The organism is Modestobacter marinus (assembly GCF_011758655.1).
Lineage (GTDB): Bacteria > Actinomycetota > Actinomycetes > Mycobacteriales > Geodermatophilaceae > Modestobacter > Modestobacter marinus.
In genome coordinates, this window is record NZ_JAAMPA010000001.1 from 1,070,787 (window position 1) to 1,096,728 (window position 25,942).

Annotated in this window: 24 protein-coding genes; 14 read left to right on the forward strand and 10 right to left on the reverse strand. The window is 75.5% G+C overall.

Annotation, left to right across the window (positions count from 1 at the left end; all coding sequences use genetic code 11):
• Positions 1-9: 9 nt before the first annotated feature.
• From FB380_RS05000 to FB380_RS05015, 4 genes are all read left to right on the forward strand, one after another.
• Positions 10-1,719: a sensor histidine kinase gene (locus FB380_RS05000; RefSeq protein ID WP_229681988.1), complete on the forward strand. Its 1,710-nt coding sequence runs from the start codon at positions 10-12 to the stop codon at positions 1,717-1,719.
• A complete protein-coding gene (locus FB380_RS05005) occupies positions 1,716-2,426 on the forward strand; it encodes a response regulator transcription factor (RefSeq protein WP_166754116.1) in 711 nt (236 codons plus the stop codon). The genes FB380_RS05000 and FB380_RS05005 overlap by 4 nt, the downstream gene beginning before the upstream one ends.
• A 244-nt stretch (positions 2,427-2,670) precedes the next feature.
• The gene (locus tag FB380_RS05010) at positions 2,671-3,441 is read left to right on the forward strand and encodes an ABC transporter ATP-binding protein (protein WP_229681989.1); all 771 of its coding nucleotides are present in this window, start codon (positions 2,671-2,673) and stop codon (positions 3,439-3,441) included.
• A 4-nt stretch (positions 3,442-3,445) separates the two neighbouring features.
• A complete protein-coding gene (locus FB380_RS05015) occupies positions 3,446-5,908 on the forward strand; it encodes an ABC transporter permease (protein WP_166754117.1) in 2,463 nt (820 codons plus the stop codon).
• A 101-nt stretch (positions 5,909-6,009) separates the two neighbouring features.
• Here FB380_RS05015 and FB380_RS05020 read toward each other — a convergent pair whose 3' ends face one another.
• A complete protein-coding gene (locus FB380_RS05020) occupies positions 6,010-7,656 on the reverse strand; it encodes a class I adenylate-forming enzyme family protein (protein ID WP_166754118.1) in 1,647 nt (548 codons plus the stop codon).
• 8 nt (positions 7,657-7,664) lie between these two features.
• Complete coding sequence (locus FB380_RS05025; protein WP_166754119.1) at positions 7,665-8,633, reverse strand: cyclase family protein; 969 nt, start codon at positions 8,631-8,633, stop codon at positions 7,665-7,667.
• Positions 8,634-8,865: 232 nt separating this feature from the next.
• Between FB380_RS05025 and FB380_RS05030 the strand changes: the two genes are divergently transcribed.
• Positions 8,866-10,065, forward strand: coding sequence for an MBL fold metallo-hydrolase (locus FB380_RS05030; protein WP_166754120.1), 1,200 nt, complete (start codon positions 8,866-8,868; stop codon positions 10,063-10,065).
• A gap of 9 nt (positions 10,066-10,074) precedes the next feature.
• Here FB380_RS05030 and FB380_RS05035 read toward each other — a convergent pair whose 3' ends face one another.
• The 8 genes from FB380_RS05035 to FB380_RS05070 all read right to left on the reverse strand — a co-directional run bounded on the left by FB380_RS05035 (position 10,075) and on the right by FB380_RS05070 (position 17,201).
• Complete coding sequence (locus tag FB380_RS05035; protein ID WP_166754121.1) at positions 10,075-10,842, reverse strand: hypothetical protein; 768 nt, start codon at positions 10,840-10,842, stop codon at positions 10,075-10,077.
• 54 nt (positions 10,843-10,896) lie between these two features.
• Positions 10,897-11,556 (reverse strand): HAD family hydrolase, encoded by a 660-nt coding sequence (locus tag FB380_RS05040; RefSeq protein ID WP_166754122.1) that lies wholly within the window; start codon positions 11,554-11,556, stop codon positions 10,897-10,899.
• A 72-nt stretch (positions 11,557-11,628) separates the two neighbouring features.
• Positions 11,629-12,498 (reverse strand): Fpg/Nei family DNA glycosylase, encoded by an 870-nt coding sequence (locus tag FB380_RS05045; protein WP_166754123.1) that lies wholly within the window; start codon positions 12,496-12,498, stop codon positions 11,629-11,631.
• A gap of 80 nt (positions 12,499-12,578) precedes the next feature.
• Positions 12,579-13,733, reverse strand: a complete 1,155-nt coding sequence (locus tag FB380_RS05050; RefSeq protein WP_229681990.1) for a MalY/PatB family protein — start codon at positions 13,731-13,733, stop codon at positions 12,579-12,581.
• A 5-nt stretch (positions 13,734-13,738) separates the two neighbouring features.
• Positions 13,739-15,154 carry an NAD-dependent malic enzyme gene (locus tag FB380_RS05055; RefSeq protein ID WP_341800154.1) on the reverse strand — a complete coding sequence of 472 codons (1,416 nt, stop codon included), beginning with the start codon at positions 15,152-15,154 and terminating at the stop codon, positions 13,739-13,741.
• A gap of 121 nt (positions 15,155-15,275) precedes the next feature.
• Positions 15,276-15,716, reverse strand: a complete 441-nt coding sequence (locus FB380_RS05060; RefSeq protein ID WP_166754125.1) for an SRPBCC domain-containing protein — start codon at positions 15,714-15,716, stop codon at positions 15,276-15,278.
• Complete coding sequence (locus FB380_RS05065) at positions 15,713-16,225, reverse strand: DUF309 domain-containing protein (protein ID WP_166754126.1); 513 nt, start codon at positions 16,223-16,225, stop codon at positions 15,713-15,715. The genes FB380_RS05060 and FB380_RS05065 overlap by 4 nt, the downstream gene beginning before the upstream one ends.
• 1 nt (position 16,226) lies before the next feature.
• Positions 16,227-17,201 (reverse strand): sensor histidine kinase, encoded by a 975-nt coding sequence (locus FB380_RS05070; protein WP_166754127.1) that lies wholly within the window; start codon positions 17,199-17,201, stop codon positions 16,227-16,229.
• 245 nt (positions 17,202-17,446) lie between these two features.
• Here FB380_RS05070 and egtA point away from each other — a divergent pair, with 245 nt between their 5' ends.
• The 9 genes from egtA to FB380_RS05115 all read left to right on the forward strand — a co-directional run bounded on the left by egtA (position 17,447) and on the right by FB380_RS05115 (position 25,942).
• Positions 17,447-18,781, forward strand: a complete 1,335-nt coding sequence (gene egtA, locus FB380_RS05075; protein ID WP_166754128.1) for an ergothioneine biosynthesis glutamate--cysteine ligase EgtA — start codon at positions 17,447-17,449, stop codon at positions 18,779-18,781.
• Positions 18,778-20,055: an ergothioneine biosynthesis protein EgtB gene (gene egtB, locus FB380_RS05080; protein WP_166754129.1), complete on the forward strand. Its 1,278-nt coding sequence runs from the start codon at positions 18,778-18,780 to the stop codon at positions 20,053-20,055. The genes egtA and egtB overlap by 4 nt, the downstream gene beginning before the upstream one ends.
• Before the next feature lie 13 nt (positions 20,056-20,068).
• Positions 20,069-20,773 (forward strand): ergothioneine biosynthesis protein EgtC, encoded by a 705-nt coding sequence (gene egtC, locus FB380_RS05085; protein ID WP_166754130.1) that lies wholly within the window; start codon positions 20,069-20,071, stop codon positions 20,771-20,773.
• On the forward strand, positions 20,770-21,738 hold the full coding sequence (gene egtD / locus FB380_RS05090; RefSeq protein ID WP_166754131.1) for an L-histidine N(alpha)-methyltransferase: 969 nt from the start codon (positions 20,770-20,772) through the stop codon (positions 21,736-21,738). Before egtC ends, egtD begins: the two co-directional genes overlap by 4 nt.
• The gene (gene egtE / locus FB380_RS05095) at positions 21,735-22,904 is read left to right on the forward strand and encodes an ergothioneine biosynthesis PLP-dependent enzyme EgtE (RefSeq protein WP_229681991.1); all 1,170 of its coding nucleotides are present in this window, start codon (positions 21,735-21,737) and stop codon (positions 22,902-22,904) included. The genes egtD and egtE overlap by 4 nt, the downstream gene beginning before the upstream one ends.
• Positions 22,905-22,983: 79 nt before the next feature.
• On the forward strand, positions 22,984-23,802 hold the full coding sequence (locus tag FB380_RS05100) for a DUF4397 domain-containing protein (protein ID WP_229681992.1): 819 nt from the start codon (positions 22,984-22,986) through the stop codon (positions 23,800-23,802).
• A gap of 25 nt (positions 23,803-23,827) precedes the next feature.
• Complete coding sequence (locus tag FB380_RS05105; protein ID WP_166754133.1) at positions 23,828-24,529, forward strand: class F sortase; 702 nt, start codon at positions 23,828-23,830, stop codon at positions 24,527-24,529.
• A gap of 44 nt (positions 24,530-24,573) precedes the next feature.
• Positions 24,574-25,173, forward strand: coding sequence for an RNA polymerase sigma factor (locus FB380_RS05110; protein ID WP_229681993.1), 600 nt, complete (start codon positions 24,574-24,576; stop codon positions 25,171-25,173).
• The gene (locus FB380_RS05115; RefSeq protein ID WP_166754135.1) at positions 25,154-25,942 is read left to right on the forward strand and encodes an anti-sigma factor; all 789 of its coding nucleotides are present in this window, start codon (positions 25,154-25,156) and stop codon (positions 25,940-25,942) included. Before FB380_RS05110 ends, FB380_RS05115 begins: the two co-directional genes overlap by 20 nt.

Below are 25,942 nucleotides of genomic sequence, written 5' to 3' on the forward strand. Positions count from 1 at the left end.
GTCGGCAGCATGGACCAGCCGCTGCTCGAACGGGTGGCGGGCTGGCCCAGGACCCATCCCTTCGGCGTGGACGTCGTCCTCGCCTGCCTGGTCGCGCTGGTCACGGTCCCGGTGCCGGGGATCTCCGGCTTCAACGACTCGAACCCGGCGACCGGCCTGCTGGGGCTGGCACTGTGCGCGCCACTGGCCTGGCGGCGGAGGCACCCGGTGCCCGCCGCTGCGGTGGTGGCCCTGGTCTGTCTGGTCCAGCTCGTGGTGCTCCCCGCCGAGCTGCTGCTCGCCGACGTCGCCGCCCCGATGATGGTCTACGCGCTGACCGTGCACGGTCCCCGGTGGGCGGGCCGGGCCGGACTGGGCGCCGGGCTGCTGGGCGCGCTGCTCGCCGGCGCCACGTTCTTCGACGCCCCGACGCTGACCTTCGCCGTCACCACCACGACGCTCCTCGGGGTGCTGGTCGTCGTGGCCTGGGCGCTGGGCCTGCTGCGCCGCCGCCGCGTGGACAACGCGCAGACCCGGGGCCCCACCGCGGCGGACGAGCCACTGCTGGAGCGTGCGGCCGCGTGGCTGCGGCAGCACCCCTTCGGCGTCGACGCCGTCCTCGCCGGGGCCGCGGTGCTCTTCCTGCTCACCGCCTCCTCGGGCATCAGCTACTCCGGCTCCACCTTCGTCGCGGTCCTGCTGTCGCTGGCGCTGCTGGTCCCGCTGGCCTGGCGACGGCGCCGACCGGTGCGGGCCGCCGCGGTGGTCGTCGGCGTCAGCCTGCTCGAGCTCGTGCTCGTGCCGGACTACTTCCTCCCGGCCAACATCGCCGCCCCGGTGATGATCTACGCGCTGGCCGCCTACGCCCCCCGCTGGGCCGGCCGGGCCGGACTGGTCGCCGGGCTGGTCGGCGCCGCGCTGGCCTCGGCCGTCTACTTCGGCTGGGGCTCCTGGGTCAACTTCCTGTTCGCCGCCGGGATGATCAGCGTGCTGGTGGTGGCCTGCTGGGCACTGGGCGACCTGCGCCGGGCCCGGCTGCAGCAGGTCGCCGGCCTGGAGGAGCGCGCCCGGCTGCTGGAGCTGGAACGGGAGCAGGAGATGCGGTTGGCGGCGTCCACCGAGCGGGCCCGGATCGCCCGGGAGATGCACGACGTCGTCGCCCACTCGCTGTCGGTGGTCATCGCCCAGGCCGACGGCGGCCGCTACGCCGGGCAGGTCGACCCGGCGGCGGCGACCGGCGCGCTGGAGGCGATCTCGGCCACCGGCCGGCAGGCGCTCACCGACATGCGGAAGCTGCTGGGGGTGCTGCGGGAGGGCGACGGGCAGGAGTTCGCCCCGCAGCCGGACGTCGCCGCGATCGACCAGCTCGTGGCCGACGTCCGGGCCAGCGGCCTGGCCGTCGAGCTGGTCGTCGAGGGCACCCCGCGGCCGCTGCCGGCCGGCGCGCAGCTGGCCGCCTACCGGATCGTGCAGGAGTCGCTGACCAACGTGCTCAAGCACGCCGGCCCGGCCGGCCGGGCGTGGGTGCGGCTGCACTGGCGGCCCGATGCGCTGGAGCTGGCCGTGCTGGACGACGGCCGGGGCGCGTCGGCGGCGATCGTGGAGTCCGACGGGCAGGGGCAGGGCCTGCTGGGCATGCGCGAGCGGGCGGCGCTGCACGGCGGACTGCTGACCGCCGGGCCGCGGACCGGCGGCGGGTTCGGCGTGCACGCGTCGCTGCCCTACGGTCCATCCCGATGAGCACAGGACAGATCCGCGTCGTCCTCGTCGACGACCAGCAGCTGGTCCGGGCCGGGTTCCGGATGGTGATCGACTCCCAGCCCGACCTCACCGTGGTCGGGGAGGCCGGGGACGGCGCCGCGGCGGTCGAGCTGCTGCGCCGGACGCCGGCCGACGTCGTCCTGATGGACGTGCGGATGCCCGGCACCGACGGCATCGCCGCCACCGAGCTGGTGACGGCGCTGCCCGAGCCGCCCCGCGTCGTCGTGCTCACCACCTTCGACCTCGACGAGTACGTGGTCGCCGCGATCGGCGCCGGGGCCAGCGGCTTCCTGCTCAAGGACGCCCCGCCGGAGGAGATGCTCGCCGCGGTGCGCACCGTGCACGCCGGTGACTCGGTGATCGCGGCCAGCTCCACCCGCCGGCTGCTGCAGCACGTCGCGCCGATCCTGCGCGGGGCCGGCAACGGGGGCGGGACCAGCCAGGTGGACCCCGATGCACTGGCCGAGCTCACCCCGCGGGAGCGGGAGGTGCTGGTGCAGATGGCCTACGGCGCCTCGAACACCGAGATCGCCGCGCAGCTGTTCGTCAGCGAGGCGACGGTGAAGACCCACGTCGGCCGGGTGCTGTTCAAGACCGGCTCCCGGGACCGCGTGCAGGCCGTCGTCCTGGCCTACCGCACCGGCCTGGTCGCCCCCGCCGACCTCCTCCGCGACGCCCCGGCCTGACCCCCTCCTCCCCTGCAGGGACCGGTCCGCCGAGTGCGGAGCTGTCGACCCCTCCCGGCCCGGGGAGGCGTCGACGGGTCATCACTCGATGCCTCGCGGAGCGGGAGTGCCCCCCAGGGATGAGCCGGGGTCAGCCCACAGGGGCAGCACAGCCTCCGCCGGGACCAGCCCCTGCGGCGACGCGGGTGGACCCGGCTGCGGGAGAGCGTGATCGCAGTCGAAGACCACGTTCCTGGAGGCCGAAGTGTCCGTCCCCGTCATGACCGTCCCGGGTGAGCCCGCCGCGACCGCGTCCGCCGCCGTCCACGCCACCGACCTGCGCAAGACCTACGGCTCCGGCGAGACGGCGGTGCACGCGCTGGCCGGGGTGGACGTCAGCTTCGAGCGCGGCGCGTTCACCGCGATCATGGGCCCGTCCGGTTCGGGCAAGTCGACCCTCATGCACTGCCTGGCCGGCCTGGACGCCGCGACCAGCGGCCAGGTGTGGCTCGGCGAGACCGAGCTGACCAGCCTGCGCGACGACCAGCTCACCACGCTGCGCCGCGAGCGGATCGGCTTCGTCTTCCAGTCGTTCAACCTGCTGCCGGTGCTCGACGCCCAGGACAACATCCTGCTGCCGATGCAGCTGGCCGGGCAGCGCCCGGACCGGGCCTGGATGGACTCCGTCATCGGCCGGCTCGGCCTGCGCGACCGGCTCCGGCACCGCCCGCACGAGCTCTCCGGCGGCCAGCAGCAGCGGGTCGCCGTGGCCCGGGCGCTGCTCCCCCGGCCCGACGTCGTCTTCGCCGACGAGCCCACCGGCAACCTGGACAGCCACGCCGGCGCGGAGGTGCTGGACCTGCTGCGCTCCAGCGTGCGGGAGACCGGCCAGACCGTCGTCATGGTGACCCACGACCCGGTGGCCGCCGCCTACGCCGACCGGGTCGTGCTGCTGGCCGACGGCCGGCTGGCCGGCGAGGTCCACCAGCCGACCACCGACTCGATCATCAACGCGCTGCGCGGACTGGGGGCCTGACGAGATGCGCGCAGTGACACTGGCGAGCATCCGGGCGCACGCCGGCCGGCTGGTCGCCTCGACCCTGGCGATCGTCATCGCCGTCGGCTTCGTCGTCGCCACCCTGGTGCTCAACGAGACCACCAAGGCCACCGTCCTGGAGGCGGCCGGCGCCCAGTACGTCGACACCGACGTGGTGGTCACCTCCGACTCCGGCACCGGGCTGGCCGAGCACGTCGACGCCCTCACCGCGCTGACCGCCGTCCAGGCCGTCGACCCCACCTGGCAGACCTCCGTGCAGGCGGTCGCCCCCGGCCGCACCGGCGCCCAGTACCTGCTGGTCGAGTCCGTGGCCGGCGACCCGGCACTGCGCTGGCAGCAGCTGACCGACGGCTCGCTCCCGGTCCGGCCCGGGGAGATCGCGATCAGCGAGCGCGTCGGCGCCGCCGTCGGCGACGTCCTCCCGGTCACCACCTACGACGCCGAGGGCGCCGCGACCACCGTCGACGCCACGGTGACCGGCGTGGTCGACCTGGGCGGTGACCCCACCGCCGGCATCTACGGCAAGGCCTACGTGACCGCCGACCAGGCCCAGGCCTGGGGCGCGCTGGAACCGACCGAGCTGCGCGTCGCCGGCCCCGCCCGGACCGACCCCGGGCTGCTGGCCGACGAGGTGCGCGCCACGCTGTCCGGCGAGGACGTGACCGTCCGCACCGGCACGGAGCAGGCCGAGGAGTCCGTCGCGGCACTGACCGGCGACGCCACCTGGCTCACCACCAGCCTGCTGGTGTTCGCCACCATCGCGGTGCTCGTCGCCGGGCTGGTCATCGCCAACACCTTCGCCGTGCTGCTGGCCCAGCGGACACGTGACCTGGCCCTGCTGCGCTGCGTCGGTGCCACCTCCCGGCAGGTGCGCCGCAGCGTGCTGGCCGAGGCGGTGCTGACCGGGCTGGTCGCCTCGGTGATCGGTGTGCTGGCCGGGATCGGGCTGTCCGCGGCCGTCTCGGCGCTGGTGTCCACCATCGACTCGCCCATCCCGCTGTCCGGGGTCTCGGTGCCGCTCTACGCCGTCGGCGTCGGCGTGGCCGTCGGCACGGTGACCACGCTCGTCGCCGCACTGGCCCCGGCCCGCGCCGCCACCCGGGTCGCCCCGCTGGCCGCGCTGCGCCCGACCGACCCGGCGCCGCTGCGTTCCCGCGGCGGCGTGGCCCGGCTGGTGACCGGCCTGCTGCTCGCCGTGCCGGGCATCGCCCTGATGGCGCTGGGCGTCGTCTCTTCGTCCATCCTGGTCGCGCTGGGCGGCGGGGTGCTCAGCTCGCTGGGTCTGCTGCTGCTCGCCCAGCGCGCCGTGCCTCCGATCGTCGCGGCGGCCGGCCGGCTGCTCGGCCGGTTCGGCGGGCTGCCGGCCCGCCTGGCCACCGGCAACGCCACCCGCAACCCCCGGCGGACGGCGGCCACCGCCACCGCACTGCTGATCGGCGTCACGCTGACCACCGCGATGGTCGTCGGGGCCAGCTCCACCCGGGCCACCGCCCAGGCCGGCCTGGCCGCCAACTACCCGACCGACGTGATCATCGAGAGCTTCGACGAGCCGGTGCCCGCGTCGCTGCAGACCCAGCTGGAGTCCGCCGACGGCGTCGTCGCCTCCGCCGGGCTCCTCGGCGCCGACCTCACCGGGCCGGACGGCATGGAGACCTGGGCCCGGGGCGTCGACGCGGACCAGGCGCTGCCGGTACTGCGCTCCACGGCCGACGTGACGCTGCCCCAGCTGGGCCAGGTGGTCCTCTCCGAGTGGGACGTCGACCAGTGGGGCGTGCGGCCCGGTGACACGCTGACGCTGACCGCCGGCGACCGCTCCCGCACGCTGACCGTCGTCGCCGGCGAGACCGACCGCCCCCTGCTGGCCGCCGCCGACCTGCGGGCCCTGACGCCGGACGCGCAGGTCGAGACGGTGTGGCTCCGCCTGGACGACGGGATCGACCAGGACGCGGCGATCGACGAGGTCACCGACCTGGCCGGCACCGCACTGCCCACCGCGTTCGTCACCGGGCTGGCGAGCGAGCGGGCCGCCATCGACCAGGTGGTCGACGTGCTCCTCCTGGTGGTGACCGGGCTGCTCGGCGTGGCCGTGCTCATCGCCCTGATCGGGGTCGGCAACACACTCGCCCTCTCGGTGGTCGAACGGCGCCAGGAGAGCGGCCTGCTGCGGGCACTGGGGCTGACCCGGCGCCAGCTCCGTGCGCTGCTGGCCTGGGAGGCGGTCCTGGTGGCCGGGGTCGCGGCGGTGCTCGGTGTGCTCGTCGGTGGCACCTACGGCCTGGTCGGCGCCGCCTCGGCGCTCGGCGAGATCGGCGAGGTGGTGATCAGCATCCCGTGGCTGCAGATCGGCGCGATCGTGCTGGTCGCCACCGTGGCCGGGCTGCTGGCCTCGGTGCTGCCGGCCCGCCGGGCGGCGAAGACCCCGCCGGTGGCCGCTATCGCCGGCTGACCCAGCGGGCAGGCCCCGGTCGGGGCAGCGAGGAGGCCTTGCCTCCCCGCTGTCCCGGCCGGGCCTGTGACGGGGCCGCCCCGAGGACCGAGGCGGCGGACCTACCCCCGCAGCTCGCGACGCAGGATCTTGCCGGTGACGGTCTTGGGCAGTTCGTCCAGGAGGACGACGATGCGCGGGTACTTGTAGGCAGCCATGCGCTCCTTGCAGTGCGCGATGAGCTCCTCCGGTGTGACGGTCGCACCCGGTGTGACGCTCACGAAGGCCTTGACCGTCTCACCGCGCTTCTCGTCGGGGACACCGACGACGGCGGCCTCCCGGACCGCGGGGTGCTCGGCCAGGACGTCCTCGACCTCCCGCGGCCAGACCTTGTAGCCCGACGCGTTGATCATGTCCTTCTTGCGGTCGACGATGAAGACCCAGCCCTCGGCGTTCATGAAGCCGACGTCGCCGCTCTTCAGCGCGCCACCGGGGAGGTTCGCCGCCGTCTCGTCGGGTTTGCCCCAGTAGCCGGAGACCACCTGCGGCCCGTCGGCGACGATCTCGCCGACCTCGCCCAGCGGCAGGTCCTGCCCGTCGTCGTCCTGGATGCGCACGATCGTGTTCGGGATCGGCACCCCCACCGACAGCGCCCCGGACGTGGGGTCCACCGGGGCCGGCGCACCGAAGGGCGCCATCGTCATCGGCGAGGTGGTCTCGGTCAGGCCGTAGACGTTGTGGACCTGCGTCCCGGTCGCGGCCAGGAACGCCTTCTCGGCCGTGGGGGAGATGGCCGCGCCGCCGGAGTAGATCGAGGTGAAGGAGCGGAACTGGTCCCGGTCGAAGCCCGGCGCGTTGAGCAGGGCCCGGAAGGCCGTGATCGCACCGACCGTGAAGGTGGGCCGGTGCTCGACCAGCGCGTCCAGCACGACCTGGGGCTCGAACCGGTACGCGAGGACGAGCGGTGTGGGGACCAGCATGCTCACCGCGACGTGGCCGATGAGCCCGGTGATGTGGAACAGCGGCGCCAACCCGAAGACCACACTGCCACGGCCGACCCGCGCCCAGTCGCGGTAGACCTGCGCGGTGAACACCACGTTCCGGTGCGTGTTCATGGCGCCCTTGGGCACCCCGGTGGTCCCCGACGTGTAGGTCAGGAACGCGACGTCGTCCAGCCCGAGGTCGACCGGCGGCGGCGCCTCGCCCCGGTGCTCGGCGATGAACTCGCTGAAGTCGGTCGTGCCCTCGTGGCGCCGGCGGGTCATCCCGGCGAACAACCGTTCGTCGGCGCGGGTCTGGAACTCCAGCTCGCTGGTCGTGAGGACCAGGCGCACGTCGGTCCCGGGGACGACCGCCCGGCCGACCTGGTCGTACAAGGCCTCCAGCGCGACCAGCACGGTGGCCCCGGAGTCCTTCAGCAGGTAGGACAGCTCGCGTTCCCGACTCATCGGGTTGATCGACACCATGACCCCGCCGGCCTTCCAGGCGGCGACCATCGCGATGACGAACTGCGGGACGTTCTGCAGGTAGACCGCCAGCCGGTCACCGGGGGCGAAGCCGTGCGCGAGCAACCCCCTGGCCAGCCCGTCGCTGAGCTCGTCCAGCTCCGAGCGGGTGATGCTGCCGTCGAAGTACCGCAGCGCGACACCCGCGGGGTCCCGCGCCAGCCCCGCCCGGTACATGTCCAGCGCGTTGTCGAACTCCAGCGTGTGGTCGGCGGGCTGGTCCCCGTACAGCGCCAGCCAGGGGCGCTCGTCGTAGGCGCTCATGCCGGCGGCTACTTGACGACGACGGGATTGACCGGCGAACCGCTGCCCTTGGCGACCTTCAGCGGCGCGGCGACGTAGAGGAACGCGTACTGCCCGTCCTCGGCGCAGTCGGCGGCCAGCTGCTCCAGGTCGGTGATCTCGGTGAGGGTGACGCCCAGGTTCCGCATCAGGGCGTTGTGCAGCACGAGGGCGATCCCGTTGTTGGGGTCGGTCGTGACCTCGTTGGCGATGGTGTCGGTGACCAGGTTGGGGATCTCCATGTCCTGGAACCACTGCACGAGTTCGGGGCTGTACACCAGGCCCGGCTCGTTGAACCCCTCGTAGAAGGCCTCGCCCTGCTCGAAGAACAGCTGCAGGAAGTTCGTCCGGATGATCAGGATGTCGCGCTTCTCGATCGGGGTGCCCTGGGCCTGCGCGCAGGCCATCAGGTCCTCGTGGGTGAAGGTCTCCCCCTTGTCGAGGGTGTCCTTGCCGCGGAAGCGGGCCATGTCCAGCAGGACGGCGCGGCCGACCACGCCCCGCTGGGCGATGGGCTCGACGCTGGCCTTCTCCAGCCCGCCGATCGTCGTCCGCGCGTCGAAGCCGTTCCAGAGCTTGCCGTCGTACCAGAGGTGCCCCAGCGCGTCGTACTGCGTGGAGCCCTGCAGGAAGGCGTTGATCTTGTCGTCGGCGTAGTGCAGGCCTCCCGGGTAGGCCACCCCCTTCCCGCCCTCGTCCCAGTCGCTCTCGTCGAGGATCTGGGTGCGCTCCGCCGGCGTGCGGCCGGGCCACACCGGGTCGCCCTTCGGGTCGCCGATCAGCCGCTGGAGGGTGAACACCTTGCCGGCCCGGACCAGTCGCACCGCGGCCAGGACCTGCTCGGCCCCGAGGTAGTTCAACGCGCCCACCTCGTCGTCGGGCCCCCACTTCCCCCAGTTGGTCGGCGCGTCCTTGAGCAGCTCGACGAGGTCGGGGGTGGTGGTCGGGGTGTCGGGCACGAGGTCTCCAATCGCGGGTGGTCCCGAGCGGTCGATCGGGACGGCGGATCGGCAGGACTCTCCATCCGCGCTGCGTATGATGTCAATCACATGCCGGACGGCCGGGTCGCAGCACCCGGAGGGACGACGCAGGAGGCCACGGCGGCGGCCGTCACCGGCGCCGACCCCCCGGAGCCCTCGGTCCCCGTGACTCGCTCGGCGGGCGCACAGCCATCCGGGGGATGCTGGGACGGTGCCGTTCCTCCGCCGTGCCGCCACCGCCACCGCTGCCACCGCCCTGCTGGGCGGCGTGAGCTGGGTCGCCCGCGCCGCCTGGGGCCTGCCGATCGCCCTCGGCGCCAGCCAGCGCCGGCTCCGCCCGACCGTCACCGGCTCCGCCCAGTTCTCCGACGGGAAGTTCCACAACAACCTGCCCTCCCCCGCCCTCGCCCCGGCCAACGCGCGGGACGGGCTGCTGCGGCAGTGGCACGAGGACCGGCACAAGGGCCTCCCGGGCGGTCCCATCCCGCTGACCACCCCGGAGGTGCCCGAGCAGGCCGCGGCGCTGGCGGTCACCTGGTTCGGGCACTCCAGCGCGCTGCTGGAGGTCGACGGCCGGCGGGTGCTGGTCGACCCGGTGTGGGGCGAGCGGGTGTCGCCGTCCCCGCTGCTCGGCCCGACCCGCCTGCACGAGCCGCCGGTGCCGGTGGAGAGCCTGCCGCCGGTCGACGCCGTGCTGATCAGCCACGACCACTACGACCACCTCGACCTGCCCACCGTGCGGGCACTGCTGCGCGGGCAGTCGGCCCCGTTCGTCGTCCCGCTCGGGATCGGCGCCCACCTGCGCCGGTGGGGCGTCCCGGACGAGCGGATCGTCGAGCTGGACTGGGACGGCGCGACGACGATCGACGGGCTGACCCTCACCTGCACCGAGGCCCGGCACTTCTCCGGCCGGTTCTTCGCCCGGGACACCACGCTCTGGTCCTCCTGGGTCGTCGCCGGCCCCCGGCACCGGGTGTTCTTCGGCGGTGACACCGGCTACACGCCGGCCTTCGCCGGGATCGGCGCCCGCCTCGGCCCCTTCGACCTGACGCTGCAGCCCATCGGCGCCTACAACGACGCCTGGCACGCCATCCACATGGACCCGGAGGAGGCCGTGCGGGCGCACGGCGACCTGGGCGGCCGGGTGCTGGTGCCGATCCACTGGGCGACGTTCAACCTGGCCTTCCACCGCTGGGCCGAGCCCGTGCAGCGCCTGCTCACCGCCGCCGAGGCGCGCGGCGTCCAGGTCGTCGTCCCGCAGCCCGGTGAGCGGATCGACGTGCTGGCGCCGCCGCCGCTGCACGACTGGTGGACGGCGGTCGGCTCGGCCGACGACGTGCCCCCGGGCCGACCGACGGCCGGCCCCGCCCGGGGCAGGCGGACCGCCCGCCGGGCCGGCAGCCCCGGCTGACCGCCGGGCTCAGCCGACCAGCAGCGCGCGCCGGTCCGACCGGGTGATCGCCCGGCCGGCCAGGGCCACCAGGACGACGGCGGCCGCGCAGACCGCGGCGACGGCGACCTCCCGCGGGCCCTCGGCGGCAGCGATGCCCAGCAGGCCCCAGACGACCGCGGCCGCGAACGGGCCGGCGGCGACGTGGGAGCCGAGGAGCACGGCCGCGGCGATCCCGGCGACCGTCACCAGTGCGGCCACGGCCCAGGCCTGGGCCGCCAGGGTGTCCGGGGATATGCCCAGCGCCACCCCGGTGCTGCCCACGTTCGCCACCGGGGCGACGGTGAGCCAGCCCAGCAGGAGCCCGGCGGTGGCCCGCGGCAGCAGCCGGGCCAGCCCGTCGGCCGGCACCGTCTGCAGCCGGACGTAGGCGACGGCGGCGGCAGCGGTGATGCCGAAGATCAGCACCTGGGCGACGTACTGCCAGGCCCCGCCCTGCGGGTAGACCACCTCCCAGACGGCGTTCCCGGCGAACGCGAGGGCCAGCGGCCAGCCGGTGCGCCGGTGCACCTCGCGCGCTCGCTGCGACGGCAGCGCCTGGTAGACCGCCCAGGCCAGCGACCCGGCGAAGATGAGCCCCCAGATGGTGAAGGCCCAGCCGGCCGGGGTGACCAGGGAGCGGTCGGCGTCGCTGACGTCACCGACGCTGCGGCCGGCGAGCGCCGAGCCCAACGGACTGCCGACGATCTGGGCGACCGCGGCCACGACCACCGCGACGACCCGGGGGGTGTCCCTCATCGGTCCCTCCTCCTCGTCCGCGCGGCCGCCGGACCGGCCACGTGCTCCCCCGGGCTACCCGGCCAGGGCGGCGAGCACCCCGGGGAGCTCGAGGAGATCGGCGACCTCGTGCTGCGGCTGCGGCCCGTCCGGGTCCACGCGGTGCCCGGGCCGGCGCACCCGGACGACGGTGAGCCCGGCCTCCAGCGCCCCCCGGGTGTCCCGCGCCGACGCGGGAACGTGCACCGCGGCCCCGGCCTCGGCCGCCCGCTGGTAGATCTCCGGGTGCGGCTTGTAGGCGTGCAGCCGCTCGCTGGTCAGGACGGCGTCCGGGTGCACCAGCCCGGCCGCCCGGGTGCGGGCGAACAGGTCGTCGTCCACGTTGGACAGCACCCCGACCCGGTGCTGCTCGGCCACCAGCGGCAGCGCCCGGCCGACGTCGGGCCACAGCGGCCAGTCCGGCAGCGACTCCAGCAGCGCCAGGGTGTCCGCGGTGGCGTCGGCCTCCAGGCCCCGGGCCGCGTAGGTGTCGGCGAGCGCGCGCCGGCAGTGCTCGGCGAAGGGCACCCAGTCGGTGACCTCCTTCTGGGAGGCCTTGTTCCGGGCGTCCCAGTCGTCGTAGAGGTCGCTCCCGGCGACGTCCCAGCCGTGCCCCTCGGCGAGCGAGGCGAACGTCGCCGAACCACCCGTCCGGGAGTCGATCAGCGCGCTGAACAGGTCGAAGGTCACGAGCACGTCGCCCAGTATGGCCCCGTCGCAGGGTCCCGCCGCGAGCCTGCGAGTGGTGGGGGGCGACGGGGTCCTTCGTCAGCGCAGCAGCTTGGACATCCGCCGGTCGGCCAGCGGCTTGCCGCCGGTCTGGCAGGTCGGGCAGTACTGCAGCGAGGTGTCGGCGAAGGAGACCTCGCGCACGGTGTCCCCGCAGACCGGGCAGGGCAGCCCGGTGCGGGCGTGCACCTGCAGGCCGGCCCGCTTCTCGCCCTTGAGCGTCGCCGCGCGCTGGCCGAGCTGGCGGTCCAGGGCGCCGGTCAGCGTCTCCCGCATCGCCGCGTGCAACCGGAGCAGCTCCTCGTCGGTGACCTTGTCGGCCATCTTGAACGGGGAGAGCCGGGCGGCGTGCAGGATCTCGTCGGAGTAGGCGTTCCCGATCCCCGACAGCACGGTCTGGTCGGTGAGGGTGCCCTTGAGCTGGGTGCGCCGGCCGGCCAGCAGCGCCCCGAGGGTCTCGGTGTCCAGCTCCAGCGCGTCCGGGCCCAGCCGGGCGATGCCCGGCATCTCGGCCGGCGAGCGGACCACGTAGACCGCCAGGCCCTTGCGGGTGCCCTGCTCGGTCAGGTCGAAGCCCTCGGGCAGCTCACCCTCGCGCGGCTCGAGGTGCACCCGCAGCGCCAGCGGCCCCTTGCCCGGCTTGGGCGGGGCGGTGGGCAGGTTCGTCCGCCAGTGCAGCCAGCCGGCCCGGGCCAGGTGGACGACCAGGTGCAGCCCGGAGACGTCCAGGTCCAGGAACTTGCCGTGCCGGGCGGCCCCGGTGAGCTCCAGCCCGGCCAGCGAGGACAGCGGCGGGTCGAACGTCTTGATCGCCTGGACACCGGCCAGGTCGACGCGCGTGATCACTCGGCCGACGGCGTTCTCCCGCAGGAACGCCGCCAGCGCCTCCACCTCGGGCAACTCGGGCACCGGCCCATGATCCACGCCCGACGCCGTCCCCGTCGTCCCCCGACCGAGGGCAGAAATGGCCATTTCTGCCCGGAGGGGCCTCAGGGGAGGGCGGCGGCCATGCGCTCGACGATGGTGCGCAGCACCGGGCGGGGGGTGGCCAGGTTCAGCCGCACGTGGCCGGCGCCGGGGGCGCCGCACTCCGGCCCGTCAACCAGCGCCACCCCGGCCTCGCGCAGGAAGAACTCGCCCAGCGGCTCCTCGATCCCCAGCTCCCGGCCGTCCAGCCAGGCCAGGTAGGTGCCCTCCGGCGGGGTGTATCCCACCCGCGGCAGGTGCTCGGCGAGCAGCTCGGCCAGCAGCCGGCGGTTGCCGTCCAGGTAGGCCAGGACGTCGTCCAGCCACTCCTCACCCTCGTCGTACGCCGCCGTGCTGGCCAGCACCCCCGGGGTGGAGGCGCCGTGGCCGGCCAGCTCGCCGACCTCGGCCCAGTGCGCGGCGTCGGCGGCGTTGGACAGCAGCAGCTGCGCGGCCTTGAGCCCGGGCACGTTGAACGCCTTGGACGCCGACGTCGCGGTCACCGTGTGCGCGGCGGTCGCCGCCGACAGCGAGGCGTAGGGCCGGTGCACCGCGCCCGGGTACACCAGCGGCGCGTGGATCTCGTCGGCGAACACCCGCGCCCGGTGGCGCTCGACCACCTCGGCCAGGGCGAGCTGCTCGGCGGCGGTGAACACCCGGCCCACCGGGTTGTGCGGGTTGACGTGCACGAGCAGGGCGCCGGGGCTCAGCGCCCGGTCCAGCGCCGCGAGGTCGTGGGCCAGCCGGCCGTCCTCGCCGCGCACCATCGGGACCTCGATGAGCTGACGGCCCATCAGCCGGGGCACCTTCAGGAACGGCATGTACGCCGGGGTGGGCAGCACGACGGGAGCGCCGGGCGGGGTGAAGTGCTCGATCGCCGCCTGCAGCCCGGCGACGACGTCGGCCAGCGGGGTGATCCACTCCGCCGGCAGCTCCCACCCGTAGCGGCGGAGCTGCCAGCCGGCGCACGCCCGCGCCATCCCGGCGGCGACGGGGATCGGCAGGTAGCCCAGCGCCCCGGCGTCGACGGCGTCGTGCAGCGCGCGGGTGACCACCGGCGCCGTCCCGAAGTCCATCTCGGCGACGAACGCGCCCAGCGCCTCGCCGTACGTCGTCCACTTGAGGCTGCCGGCCGAGCGCAGCGCGTCCTCGGTGAGTGCGTCGAAGGAGGTGCCCACCGGCGTCAGTCTGCGTCGCCGGGCACGTCCGCGGTCGCCCCGGGCTCGGCGCGGGCCGACTCCTCCACCGCGTGCGCGACCGCCTGCGCGACGGCCGGGTCGAAGACGCTGGGGATGATGTAGTTGGCGTTGAGCTGGTCGTCGCCCACCACCGCGGCCAGCGCGTCGGCCGCGGCCAGCAGCATGCCGGGGCGGATCTCCTTGGCCCGAGCGTCCAGCAGCCCGCGGAAGACGCCGGGGAACGCCAGCACGTTGTTGATCTGGTTGGGCAGGTCCGACCGGCCCGAGGCGACGACGGCGGCGTACTGCCGGGCCCGCACCGGGTCGACGTCCGGCGTGGGGTTGGCCATCGGGAAGACCACCGCCCGCTCGGCCATCCCGGCCAGCACGTCGGCCTGGATCACGTTGGCCGCGCTCACCCCGATGAACACGTCGGCGCCCTGCAGCGCGTCGGGCAGCTCGCCGCGCCGGCACGCGGGGTTGGTGCGGCGGGCCAGGTCGAGCTTGGCCGGGGTGAGCCGGTCGTCGTCCGGGGAGAGGATGCCCTCCCGGTCCCAGACCAGCACGTTCGTGGCCCCGGCCTCCAGCAGCAGGGTGACGATCGCCGTCCCGGCCGCCCCGCCGCCGGCGACGACGATCGCGACGTCGGTGAGCTGCTTCTCCACCACCCGCAGGGCGTTGCGCAGCGCGGCGAGCACGCAGATCGCCGTGCCGTGCTGGTCGTCGTGGAAGACCGGGATGTCCAGCTTCTCCCGCAGCCGCGCCTCGATCTCGAAGCAGCGCGGCGCGGAGATGTCCTCCAGGTTGATGCCGCCGAAGCCGGGGGCGATCAGCTCGACGGTGCGCACGATCTCGTCGACGTCCTGGGTGTCCAGGGCGATCGGCCAGGCGTCGATGTCACCGAACCGCTTGAACAGCGCGGCCTTGCCCTCCATGACCGGCATGGAGGCGCCCGGGCCGATGTCGCCGAGCCCCAGCACGGCCGAGCCGTCGGTGACGACGGCGACGGTGTTGCCCTTGATGGTCAGCCGGCGGACGTCCTCCGGGTGCTCGGCCAGCGCCAGGCAGACCCGGGCGACGCCGGGGGTGTAGGCCATCGACAGGTCGTCGCGCGTCTTCAGCGGGACCTTGGAGGCGACCTCCAGCTTGCCGCCCAGGTGCAGCAGGAAGGTGCGGTCGCTGACCTTGCGGACGTGCACGTGGTCGACCGCGTCGAGCGCGGCGACGACCTCCTCGGAGTGCTCGGCGTCGGCGGCGGAGCAGGTGACGTCGACAGTGAGCCCGTCGGGCCGGGACTCGACGACGTCGATCGCGGTGACCGCGCCGCCGGCGTTGCCCACCGCGGTGGCGATCCGGCCGACGCTGGCCGGGTCACCGTCGGCGGTGAGCCGCACGGTGATCGAGTAGGACGCCGACGTCACCGGACCGCGGTGGACGACGGGTGCGGGTGCCGAGTCAGGAGTGAGGGACGTCACCCGGCCATCGTGGCACCACGACCGGAATTATTCCACCTGTCGGGCAACGCATCCCGTATCGCGGAACTCAGGACGGGAGCTCGGCCGCCCGCTGCTCGACCCGGGCCTTGAGCCCGACCGCGAACTGGCGGAAGGCCGGGTTGAGGTCGGGCACCGTGCGCATCATCAGCGGCGCCAGCGGGCCGCGGTACTGCTCGCGCACGGTGAACTCCGTGCTGCCGTCGCCCTGCGGGTCCAGCCGGAAGGTGCGCTCGGCGACGAAGAGGTCCAGCGGCAGCCCGTGGCGCCAGCGCATCGACTCGGCCGGCCGGATCTCGGTCACCGCGACCCGCAGCGGCCGGCGCCGGGTGCCGGTGGCGACCAGGAGCAGGGGCGCACCCAGCCGGACGACGCCCTCCACACGGTCGATCCCGGAGTTCCAGTCGCGCCAGCCGCCGACGTCGACGAGCACCGCCCACACCTGTTCGGCCCCGGCGTCGATGCGGGTGGCCGCCTCGTAGCTCCTCATCGCGACCGAGTGTGCTCCCCGTCACTCCCGGGTGGAAGGGTCAGCCGCGGCGGGGCGGGGTCCGGCGGCACCCCGGCCGCGGCCTCGGCTCCCAGCCGGGTGCCCCAGGCGACCAGCCCGGGGAGGTCCACGCCGTGCCGGGCGGCGGCCGCGCCCGCGGTGCCCAGGGACCGGGCGCCCCGGGTCAGCAGGGTCGCCGCCCCCGGCAGGTTGCCGCGCAGGACGTGGGTCAGGCCGACGGCGAGCTGCGCCAGGCCGCGCCACAGGTCCCGTTCGTCGTCCGGGCCGGTCTTCCACGCGTCCTCCAGCACCTCGTGGGCGTGGAACGGGCGGCCGGCGTCCAGCAGCTGCTGCGCCTCCGCCAGCGTCCGGTCCGGGCTGCGGACCAGCCCCTCCGGCGCGCGCGGCTCCCCCGGTGAGCCGTACGGCAGCGGCCGGCCCAGCGCGTCCCGCGGTCGGGCACTGCGGGCCCGGCCGGCGTCGTCCCGGTCGCGGGGAGCGTCGGGCACGTCAGCGCAGGACGGTGGTGAGCCGCACCTGCACGCCGTCGCCGGCCGCCGTGATGTCGACGTGGTCGCAGAGCTGGCGGGCCAGCCACAGCCCCATGCCCCCCAGCGACAGGTCGTCGCCGTGCGCCGGCCCGTAGCCGATGAACGGGTCCTGCAGCCCGGCGCCGTGGTCGGTCACCGTGCAGACCAACCGGTCGCTGCCGGCCCACAACCGCAGGTCGACCGGCGGCCGGCCGTGCCGCAGCGCGTTGGTGGTCATCTCGTCGACGGCGAGCAGGAAGTCCTCCAGCGCCGGCCCCGACCCGTTCGGCAACCGCGCCTCGGCGGCACGCGAGGCGAGGTCCCGGCGCAACCCGCGCAGGTCGCGCACGGAGTCGGCGTGCACCAGCGGCTCGGTCTCCTCCAGCGGCTCGGGCGGGACGGGCAGCGAGGCCAGGTACTCCTCGGGGTCGACGTGGTCGGGGTTCACCTGCTCGTGCCCGTCGACCTGCAGCACCGGGTGGGTGGCCCGGGCGGCCGCCACCAGCGGCTCCGGCACCCGGCGGGTGTCGCACAGGCACAGGACCTGGAGCGGGTCGTCCCCGGTGCGGTGCGCCTCGTCGAGCTGGTGGTCCAGGACGGCGTCGTAGCGCTGCCACTCCCGCCAGGTGTCCGGCTCGGACCCGGGCAGCGGCTCCAGGACCACCCGGACCACCGGGCTGGCGGCGACCCGGTGGCGCACCCCGAGGCGGCGGACGGCGGTGATCGCCGCCGCCGGCCCGTTGCCGTACACGTCCGACCACGCGACCCACGTCACCTGCGGACGGTCCGGCAGCGCCTGCTGCAGGAGCTGGGTGGTCTGGTCGCTGCAGACGACCACCACCGGCTCCCCGGCGTCCAGCCCGGCACAGACGAACGCGACGGTGCCATCGACCAGCTCGCTGTCCGACGCGCCGATCAACGCCCGGTGCCTGGCGGACCCGGCTGCCCCGTCCATGCGTGCTGGTCCCCGTTCTGCCCGTTGCGGAGCCGCCGTCCTGGCAGCCGTGTCCACGGGCTCCCTACCCGCTCCCCGGCGACCTAGGCGTGGGTCCGGCCGGGAGCTCACCGGACGGCCGGAGGTGGGGGTTGCCGCGCGGGCACGAGCGTGGAAGATGGGGACCGAGGACGGCCGCCATCCGGCACGCCGCCCCCGCACCGACCCGCGGTCGACTCGACCGGTCCGGACCTGGAGGGGGCAGCATGACCACGTCCACAGCACTCGCCGACCATCCCGCCGAGGACGTCCTGCGCGACCTCGACGCCGCCCGGGAGCACGTCGGCTCCGCCGCGCTGCACCCGGCGCCGACCGGGCCGGTCGGGCTGGAGCTCGAGGCCCACCTGGTCGACCTGGCCTCCCCAGCCAGCCGGGTGCCCTGGCACCGGGTCACCGCCGCCGTCGCGACGCTGCCCCCGCTGGACGGCGGCAGCCAGGTCACCCTCGAGCCCGGCGGCCAGGTCGAGCTGTCCGGCCCGCCGGCCCCCGACGTCACCGCCGCGGTCACCGGCCTGCGGTCGGACCTCGCGGCCGTCCGGGGCCGGCTGGCCGCCGACGGCCTGGGGCTGGCCCCGCTGGGTGCGGACCCGTGCCGCCCTGCGCAGCGGGTCTGCCCGGGCTCCCGCTACGTGGCGATGGAGGAGCACTTCCAGTCGCTGGGCCACCGGGCGGCGGGCGTCACGATGATGACCTCCACCGCGGCGCTGCAGGTCAACCTGGAGGCCGGGCCCCGGGCCGGGTGGGCCGCGCGGCTCCGGCTGGCCCAGGCGCTCGGCCCGGTGCTGGTGGCGGTCTCCGCCTGCTCCCCGATGCTGGCCGGCAGCGAGACCGGCTGGCGCTCGGGCCGGCAGCGGACCTGGGCCCAGCTGGGCGCCGCGCGCTGCGGGCCGCTGCCCGGTGGGCCCGACCCGGCCGACGAGTGGGCCGCGTTCGCCCTGGCCGCGCCGGTGATGCTCGTGCGGAGCCCCGCCGGTGACGCCGTCCCCGTGCACGGCCGGACGTCGTTCGCCGACTGGGTCCGCGGGGCCGGGCCGGTCGACCGGCGGCCGACGGTGACCGACCTGGAGTACCACCTGACCACGCTGTTCCCGCCGGTCCGGCTGCGCGGCTACCTGGAGCTCCGGTACCTCGACGCCGCACCGGAGCCGTGGTGGCCGGCGCTCTCGGCGGTGGCCTGCACCCTGCTCGACGACCCGGTGGCCGCCGACACCGCCGCCGCCGCGACCGAGCCGGTCGCCGGCCGCTGGGAGCAGGCCACCCGGCTCGGCCTGGCCGACCCGGAGCTGCACGCGGCCGCGACCGCCTGCCTGGAGGTGGCCGTGCGCCGGGCACCGGCGGGCCTGCGGGCGCCGGTCACCGCCCTGGCCGAGCTGGTGGGACGCCGGGCGAGCCCCGGCGACGCACTGCTGCACACCGCGCGCACCGCCGGCCCGGCAGCCGCCCTGCTGGCCGCCACCCGCGACGCCGCGATCCACGATGCCGCGATCCACGATGCCGCGATCCACGATGCCGCGATCCACGATGCCGAGGAGGCGACATGACCGACCTGAGGGAGACCCTCGCCCAGGAGCTCACCCGCGCCCGGGAGCGCACCCTGCTGCTCACCGAGCAGGACGAGCCGGAGCTGCTGCGCCAGCACTCGCCGCTGATGAGCCCGCTGGTCTGGGACCTGGCCCACATCGGCCAGCAGGAGGACCTGTGGCTGCTGCGCGGCGGCGACGCCCGGTGCACCGGGGTGCTGCCGCCGGACGTCGAGTCGCTGTACGACGCCTTCACCCACCCCCGGGCCGCCCGGGTCCGGCTCCCGCTGCTGCCCCCGGTGGAGGCCCGCGCGTTCTGCGCGGAGGTGCGCGGCCGGGTGCTGGACCGGCTCGACCGGTCCACGCCCGACGACGACCCGTTCGACGTGGCGATGGTGGTCAGCCACGAGCAGCAGCACGACGAGACGATGCTGCAGACCCTGCAGCTGCGCGCCGGCCCACCGCTGCTGGGCACCGGCTCCCCGCTCCCGCCCGGCCGGCCGGGGCTGGCCGGCACCACCGTGCTGGTCCCCGGCGGCCCCTTCCGCCTCGGGGTCGACGGCACCGAGGAGCCGTTCTCCCTGGACAACGAGCGACCGGCGCACGTCGTCGACGTCCCCGCGTTCCGGATCGGGCGGGTGCCGGTCACCAACGCCGAGTACGCCGCCTTCGTCGCCGACGGCGGCTACACCGACCCCCGCTGGTGGTCGGCGCGCGGCTGGCAGCACCGCTGCGACGCCGGGCTCACCGCGCCGCAGTTCTGGGGGCCCGCGGGCACCCGCACCCGGTTCGGCCTGGTCGAGGAGCTGCCGGCGGACGAACCGGTCCAGCACGTGACCTTCTTCGAGGCCGAGGCCTACGCCGCCTGGGCGGGGGGCCGGCTGCCGACCGAGGAGGAGTGGGAGAAGGCGGCCGTCTGGGACCCGGCCACCGGGAGCCGGCGGCGGTTCCCGTGGGGCGCGGCCGACCCGACGCCGGAGCTGGCCAACCTCGGCGGCTCGGCGCTGCGGCCGGCCCCGGTGGGCGCCTACCCCGCCGGCGCCTCGGCCTACGGCGTCGAGCAGCTCCTGGGCGACGTGTGGGAGTGGACCTCCTCGGACTTCCGTCCGTGGCCCGGCTTCACCCCGATGCTCTACGCCGACTACTCCGCGCCCTTCTTCGGCGGTGACTACAAGATGCTGCGCGGGGCCTCCTGGGCAGTGGGCGCCTCGGTGTCGCGGCCGAGCTTCCGCAACTGGGACCACCCGGTGCGCCGGCAGGTCTTCAGCGGCATCCGACTGGCCTTCGACGCGTGACGGGGGACGCCTGATGTGCCGGCACCTGGCCTGGCTCGGCCGGCCACGCACGCTCGCCGCGCTGGTGCTCGACCCGCCGTCGTCCCTGCTGGTGCAGTCCCACGCCCCCCGCCGGCAGCGGTACGGCACGGTGAACGCCGACGGCTGGGGCGTGGGCTTCTGGGCCGACGGGCACCCGGAGCCGGCCCGCTGGCGGTCGGCGCAGCCGCTGTGGGGATCGGCGTCCTTCGCCTCGGTCGCCCCCGCGGTCTCCTCCCGGTGCGTGCTGGCGGCGGTGCGCTCGGCGACCGTGGGGATGCCCATCGAGGAGGCGGCGGCCGCCCCGTTCACCGACGGCCGCTGGCTGCTCTCGCACAACGGCCGCGTCGACCGGGCGGTGCTGCCCCCGGCCCGGGACGCCGAGTCCGTCGTCGACAGCGCCCAGCTGGCCGCGCTGGTCTTCTCCCGCGGCCTGGACTCCCTCGGCGCCACCGTCCGCGAGGTCGGCGCCGCCGACCCGTCCGCCCGGCTGAACCTGCTCGCCGCCGACGGCACCCGGCTGCTGGCCACCACCTGGGGCGACACCCTGTCCGTGCTGGTCACCGACGAGGGGACGGCGCTGGCCAGCGAGCCCTGGGACGACGACCCGCGCTGGTCCGACGTCCCCGACCGGATGCTCGTCGAGGTCACCCCCGACGGCCTGACCCAGACCCCCCTCGAGGCATCGGAGCCCGCATGACGTTCACGCTCACCGACCACCTCGGCCCGGTCGACGCCGGCGCCGCCCTCGAGGCGGACGTGCGCGCCGGGCTCACGGCCACCCGCAAGACGCTGCCGCCCCGCTGGTTCTACGACGAGCGCGGCAGCGAGCTGTTCGACGAGATCACCCGGCTGCCGGAGTACTACCCGACCCGGGCGGAGAAGGCCCTCCTCGCCGAGCACGCCACGGACGTCGCCGCGGCCACCCGCGCCGACACGCTGGTCGAGCTGGGCAGCGGCACCTCGGAGAAGACCCGGCTGCTGCTCACCGCGCTGGCCGAGGCCGGCACCCTGCGCCGCTTCGTGCCGGTCGACGTCGACCCCACAGTGCTCCGGGCGGCCGGTGCCCAGATCACCGAGGCCTACCCGGGGACGGCGGTCGACGCGGTGGTCGCCGACTTCACCGTGCACCTGGGCGAGCTGCCGCAGGAGGGCCGCCGGCTCGTCGCCTTCCTCGGCTCCACGATCGGCAACCTGGAGCCCGCGCCACGGGCGGCCTTCCTCTCCTCGCTGGCGGCGACCCTGCGGCCCGGCGACTCGTTCCTCCTCGGCACCGACCTGGTCAAGGACCCCGACCGGCTGGTGCGCGCCTACGACGACGCCGCCGGGGTGACCGCGGCGTTCAACAAGAACGTGCTCGCGGTGCTGAACCGGGAGCTCAAGGGCGACGCCGACCCGGCCGCCTTCGAGCACGTCGCGGTGTGGGACGCCGAGCAGGAGCGGGTCGAGATGCGGCTGCGGTCGACCCGGGACCAGGTCGTGGAGCTGACCGCGCTCGGACTGACGGTGCCCTTCGCCGCCGGTGAGGAACTGCGCACCGAGGTGTCCACCAAGTTCCGCCGGCCCCGCGTCGAGCAGGAGCTGGCCGCGGCCGGCCTGCGGCTGACCCACTGGTGGACCGACCCGGCCGGCGACGTCGCGGCGTCCCTGTCGGTGCCCGCGTGACGGGCGGCCCCGCCCTCCCGGCGACGAGCGGCCTGCCGCACGACGACCTCGGCGACGCCTGGCGCGCCGCCCGCCCGCGGCCGGCGACGGTGCACCTGGACTCCGCCGCGTGCAGCCGGCAGAGCACCGCGGTGCTCGACGCCGTCGCCCGGCACGCCCGGCACGAGGCCGAGCTCGGCGGGTACGTCGCCGAGCAGGCCGCCGAGGGACTGCTGCAGCAGGGCCGCTCGGTGCTGGCCGGGCTGGTCGGGCTGGCCGCCGCCGACCTGGCGTTCACCGAGAGCGCCTCCGCGTCGGTGCGCACGCTGGTCTCCCGCTGGCGGCTGGCGCCCGGCGCCCGGGTCGGCGTGCTGCCCGGGGAGTACTGGCAGAACGTCGCCGCCTTCACCGACGCCGGCCTGACGCCGGTGCTGCTGCCCGCCGACGCCCTGGGCCGGGCCGACCTGGCCGGTGTCGAGCGGGCGCTGCGCGACGACCCGCCCGCGTTCGTGCACATCACCCTGGTGGCCAGCCACCGCGGCGTCGTCCAGCCCGGACGGGAGATCGCCGCGCTGTGCCGGGCCGCCGGCGTCCCCCTGGTGCTGGACGTCGCGCAGGCGCTCGGCCACGTCGACTGCGACCTGGGCGCGGACGCGGCCTACGGCACCTCCCGCAAGTGGCTGACCGGGCCGCGCGGCGTCGGTTTCCTCGTCCTGCGCCCGGCGGTCGGCGCGCAGCTGACCCCGCTGGCCGGCCCCGAGCTGTACGACGACGGCGGCGCCGGCGTCGAGCACGCCCGCTGGTACGAGTCGCACGACGCGCACGTGGCCGGCCGGATCGGCCTGGTGCTGGCCGTCGGCGAGCACCTGGCCGCCGGACCGGACCGGGTCCGCACGCGGCTGGCGGCGCTGGGCCGCGCCACCCGCGAGCGGCTGGACGGCCGGGGCGGGTGGCGGGTGGCCGAGCCGCTGGACGAGCCGACGGCGATCACCACGCTGCGTCCCCCGGACGGCGTCGACGTCCGGCAGGTGGCCGCCCGGTTGCGCAGCGAGCACGGCGTGCTGACCACCGCAGCCGGCCGGGAACGGGCACCCCGGGAGCTCACCGGCCCGGTGCTGCGGGTCTCGCCGCACGTGGACGCCACCGCCGAGCAGCTCGACCTGCTGGCCGCCGCGCTGACGTCCTGATCCGGATCGACTGCATCCAGGGGCGGGGATGGGCCGGAAGAACGGGGTGACAGTCCACTCCAACGGAAGGAACGTCACCGTGAACAAGACCCGCCCGATCGCCCTGACCGCCGGCGCCACCGGCGCGTTCGCGCTGCTCTTCGCGGCCACGCCCGCGCTGGCCGACTCGCACACCATGACGCTGTCGGTCCTGCACGCGATCCCCGAGACCCCGGTCGACGTCTACGCCAACGGCGAGCGGCTGATCGACGACTTCGAGCCCGGCACCCTCGCCGGCCCGCTCACGCTGCCCGGCGGCGCGTACGACCTGGCGCTCTACCCGGCCGACGCCGCGGACGCCTCCGGCGAGCCGCTGCTGTCGGCGGACGGCGTCGAGGTCCCGGCCGGTGCCAACGCCACGGTGACCGCCCACCTCACCGAGGCCGGTGAGCCGGCGCTCACCCCGTTCGTCAACGACACCTCCGCCGTCCCCGCGGGCGAGGGCCGGCTCACCGTGCGCCACGTCGCCGCGGCGCCTGCCGTCGACGTCCGGGCCGGTGGCGAGGTCGTCATCGACGGGCTGACCAACCCGAACGAGGAGTCGCTGACCGTCCCGGCCGGCAACGTGAGCGCCGACGTCGTGCTGGCCGGCACCGACACCGTGGCGATCGGCCCGGCCGACCTGACGGTCGCCGAGGGCGCCAACACGATCGTCTACGCGTGGGGTTCCGGTGACGCCGGCTACGAGCTCGCCACCCAGACGGTCCAGGCCGGGGCCTCCGCCCCGTCCGGCGTCCCCGGCGGTTCGGCCGGCCTGGCCGCTGACGAGGGCATCCCGGCACCGCTGGTCGGCCTGACCGTGGCCGGTCTCGCCGCCGCCGCGTTCGCCGGCCGCAAGTACGCCACCAGCCGGGTCTGACCCGACCGAGAGCAGAGGCAGCACCGTGCGCAGTTCCGTCGTCGTGGTGGTCCTGGGCCTCGCCCTGGCGATCGGGACACCGGTCACCTGGGCGCTGACCCGGCCCGAAGCGACGGCGGGCAGCACGGTGCAGCAGGCGCTCGACGCGCCGTCGCCCTCGGCGACGGCACCCTCGCCGACGGCGGCACCGTCCCCCTCCGGGGCGGTGCCGCCGTCGGCGCCTGCACTGGACCTCCCACCGGTGACCACGCGGGACGCGGCGCCCACCGTGGCCGCACCGGTGCCGGCCCCGGTCCGGCTCAGCGTGCCGGCCCGGGGCGTGGACGCCCCGCTCGACCCGGTGGGCGTGGCGCCCGACGGCCAGATGGAGCTGCCGGAGGACGTGGACCGGGTCGGCTGGTACCGCTTCGGGCCCGTCCCCGGGGACGCCGGCTCCGCCGTCCTGGCCGGGCACGTCGACGACCGGGAGCAGGGGCTCGGCGCCCTGGCCCCGCTGCGCACCGCCGAGGTCGGTGACGTCGTCGTGGTCACCGGCGCGAACGGCGCGGAGACCCGCTGGCAGGTGGTCTCCCGGGAGCTGATCACCAAGCAGGCCCTGCCGCTGGACACCATCTTCGGCCGGGAGGGGCCGCCCCGGCTGGTGCTGGTCACCTGCGGCGGCCCGTTCATCCCCGAGCTCCGCAGCTACCGCGACAACGTGGTCGTCGTTGCCGAACCACTCCCATGAGCCTCCTGGCCGTCCGGCTGCCACCCCTGGGTACGGTCGCTGACGTGCCAACCACCCGGGGCCCGGTGCACCAGAGCGCCGAGCCCGACGACAGCGAGGTCGCGCGGCGCTTCGCCGACGGCGACGAGCAGGCCCTCGCCTGGGCCTACGAACGATGGGCGGCGCAGGTGCACGGCATGGCGGTGCGGGCTTTCGGCCCCGGCCCCGACGCCGAGGACGTCACCCAGCAGACCTTCATCTCGGCCTGGACCGGGCGCAGCCGCTACCGTCCCGACCAGGGGCCCCTCCCGGCCTGGCTGGTGGGCGTCTGCCGGCACAAGATCGCCGACACCTGGGCCAAGCGGGAACGGCAGCGTCGGTCGACCGAGGCGGCCGCGAGCGAGGCCCGCTCGGCCCCCACCGCCGACCCGGGCAGCGAGCTGGCCACCGAGGTGGCCGACCGGGTCCTCCTGCTGGGCGAGCTGAACCGGATCGGCCAGCCGCAACGAAGCATCATCGAGCTCGCGTTCTTCGAGGACCTGACCCATGCACAGATCGCGGCACGCACCGGCATCCCGCTGGGCACCGTGAAGAGCCACATCAGACGCACCCTGGAGCGCCTGCGAGACCGCTTGGAGGTGGACGGTGCAGCACTGCGATCCTGACGAGCTGGCGCTGGCCGCCCTCGGCGAGCAGCCGCCGCCGGAGTGCGCCGCGCACCTGACCGACTGCGCCGAGTGCGAGCAGGAGGTCGCCTCGCTGCGCCGCAGCGTCGAGGTCCTCGCCGTCCCCGCGCTGGCCGCGCCGACCCAGGCGGTGGCCCCGCCGCCGCAGGTCTGGGCCGCCATCGCCGCGGCGACCGGGGTCGCCGCCTCCCCGCGCCCGGCCCTGGTCGAGGCCGGCGGGTCCCCTGACGTCCCCGTGCCCGCGCCGTCCGCCGAGGAGACGCACGCGTCCCGGTCGGCCGGGGCCACCGTCGTGCAGTTCCCGGCGCGGTCGGCCCGCCGGCCGGCGGCCCGGTGGCTGCCGCTGGCCGCCGCCGTGCTGGTGGGCGGGCTCATCGGTGCCGGCGCCGTCGCGGTCACCCAGGACGGTCCGGAGGGCACGGTGCTCGCCCAGGCCGGGCTCGACCCGCTGCCGGAGCAGATCGCATCGGGCACCGCCGAGGTCCGGGAGTCGGGCGGGACCCGCGAGCTGCAGGTCGACCTCGACGTGCCGGCGCTGGACGACGGCTACTACGAGGTGTGGCTGCTGCAGTCCGACGCGCAGCGGATGGTGCCGGTCGGTGTCGTCCAGCGGGGTGCGACGGTGCTGCCGCTGCCCGACGGCCTGGACCTGTCGGCCTACCCGCTGGTCGACGTCTCGGTGGAGCCGCTGGACGGCGACCCCACGCACTCCGGCGTCTCGGTGGTCCGCGGCCAGCTCTCCAGCTGA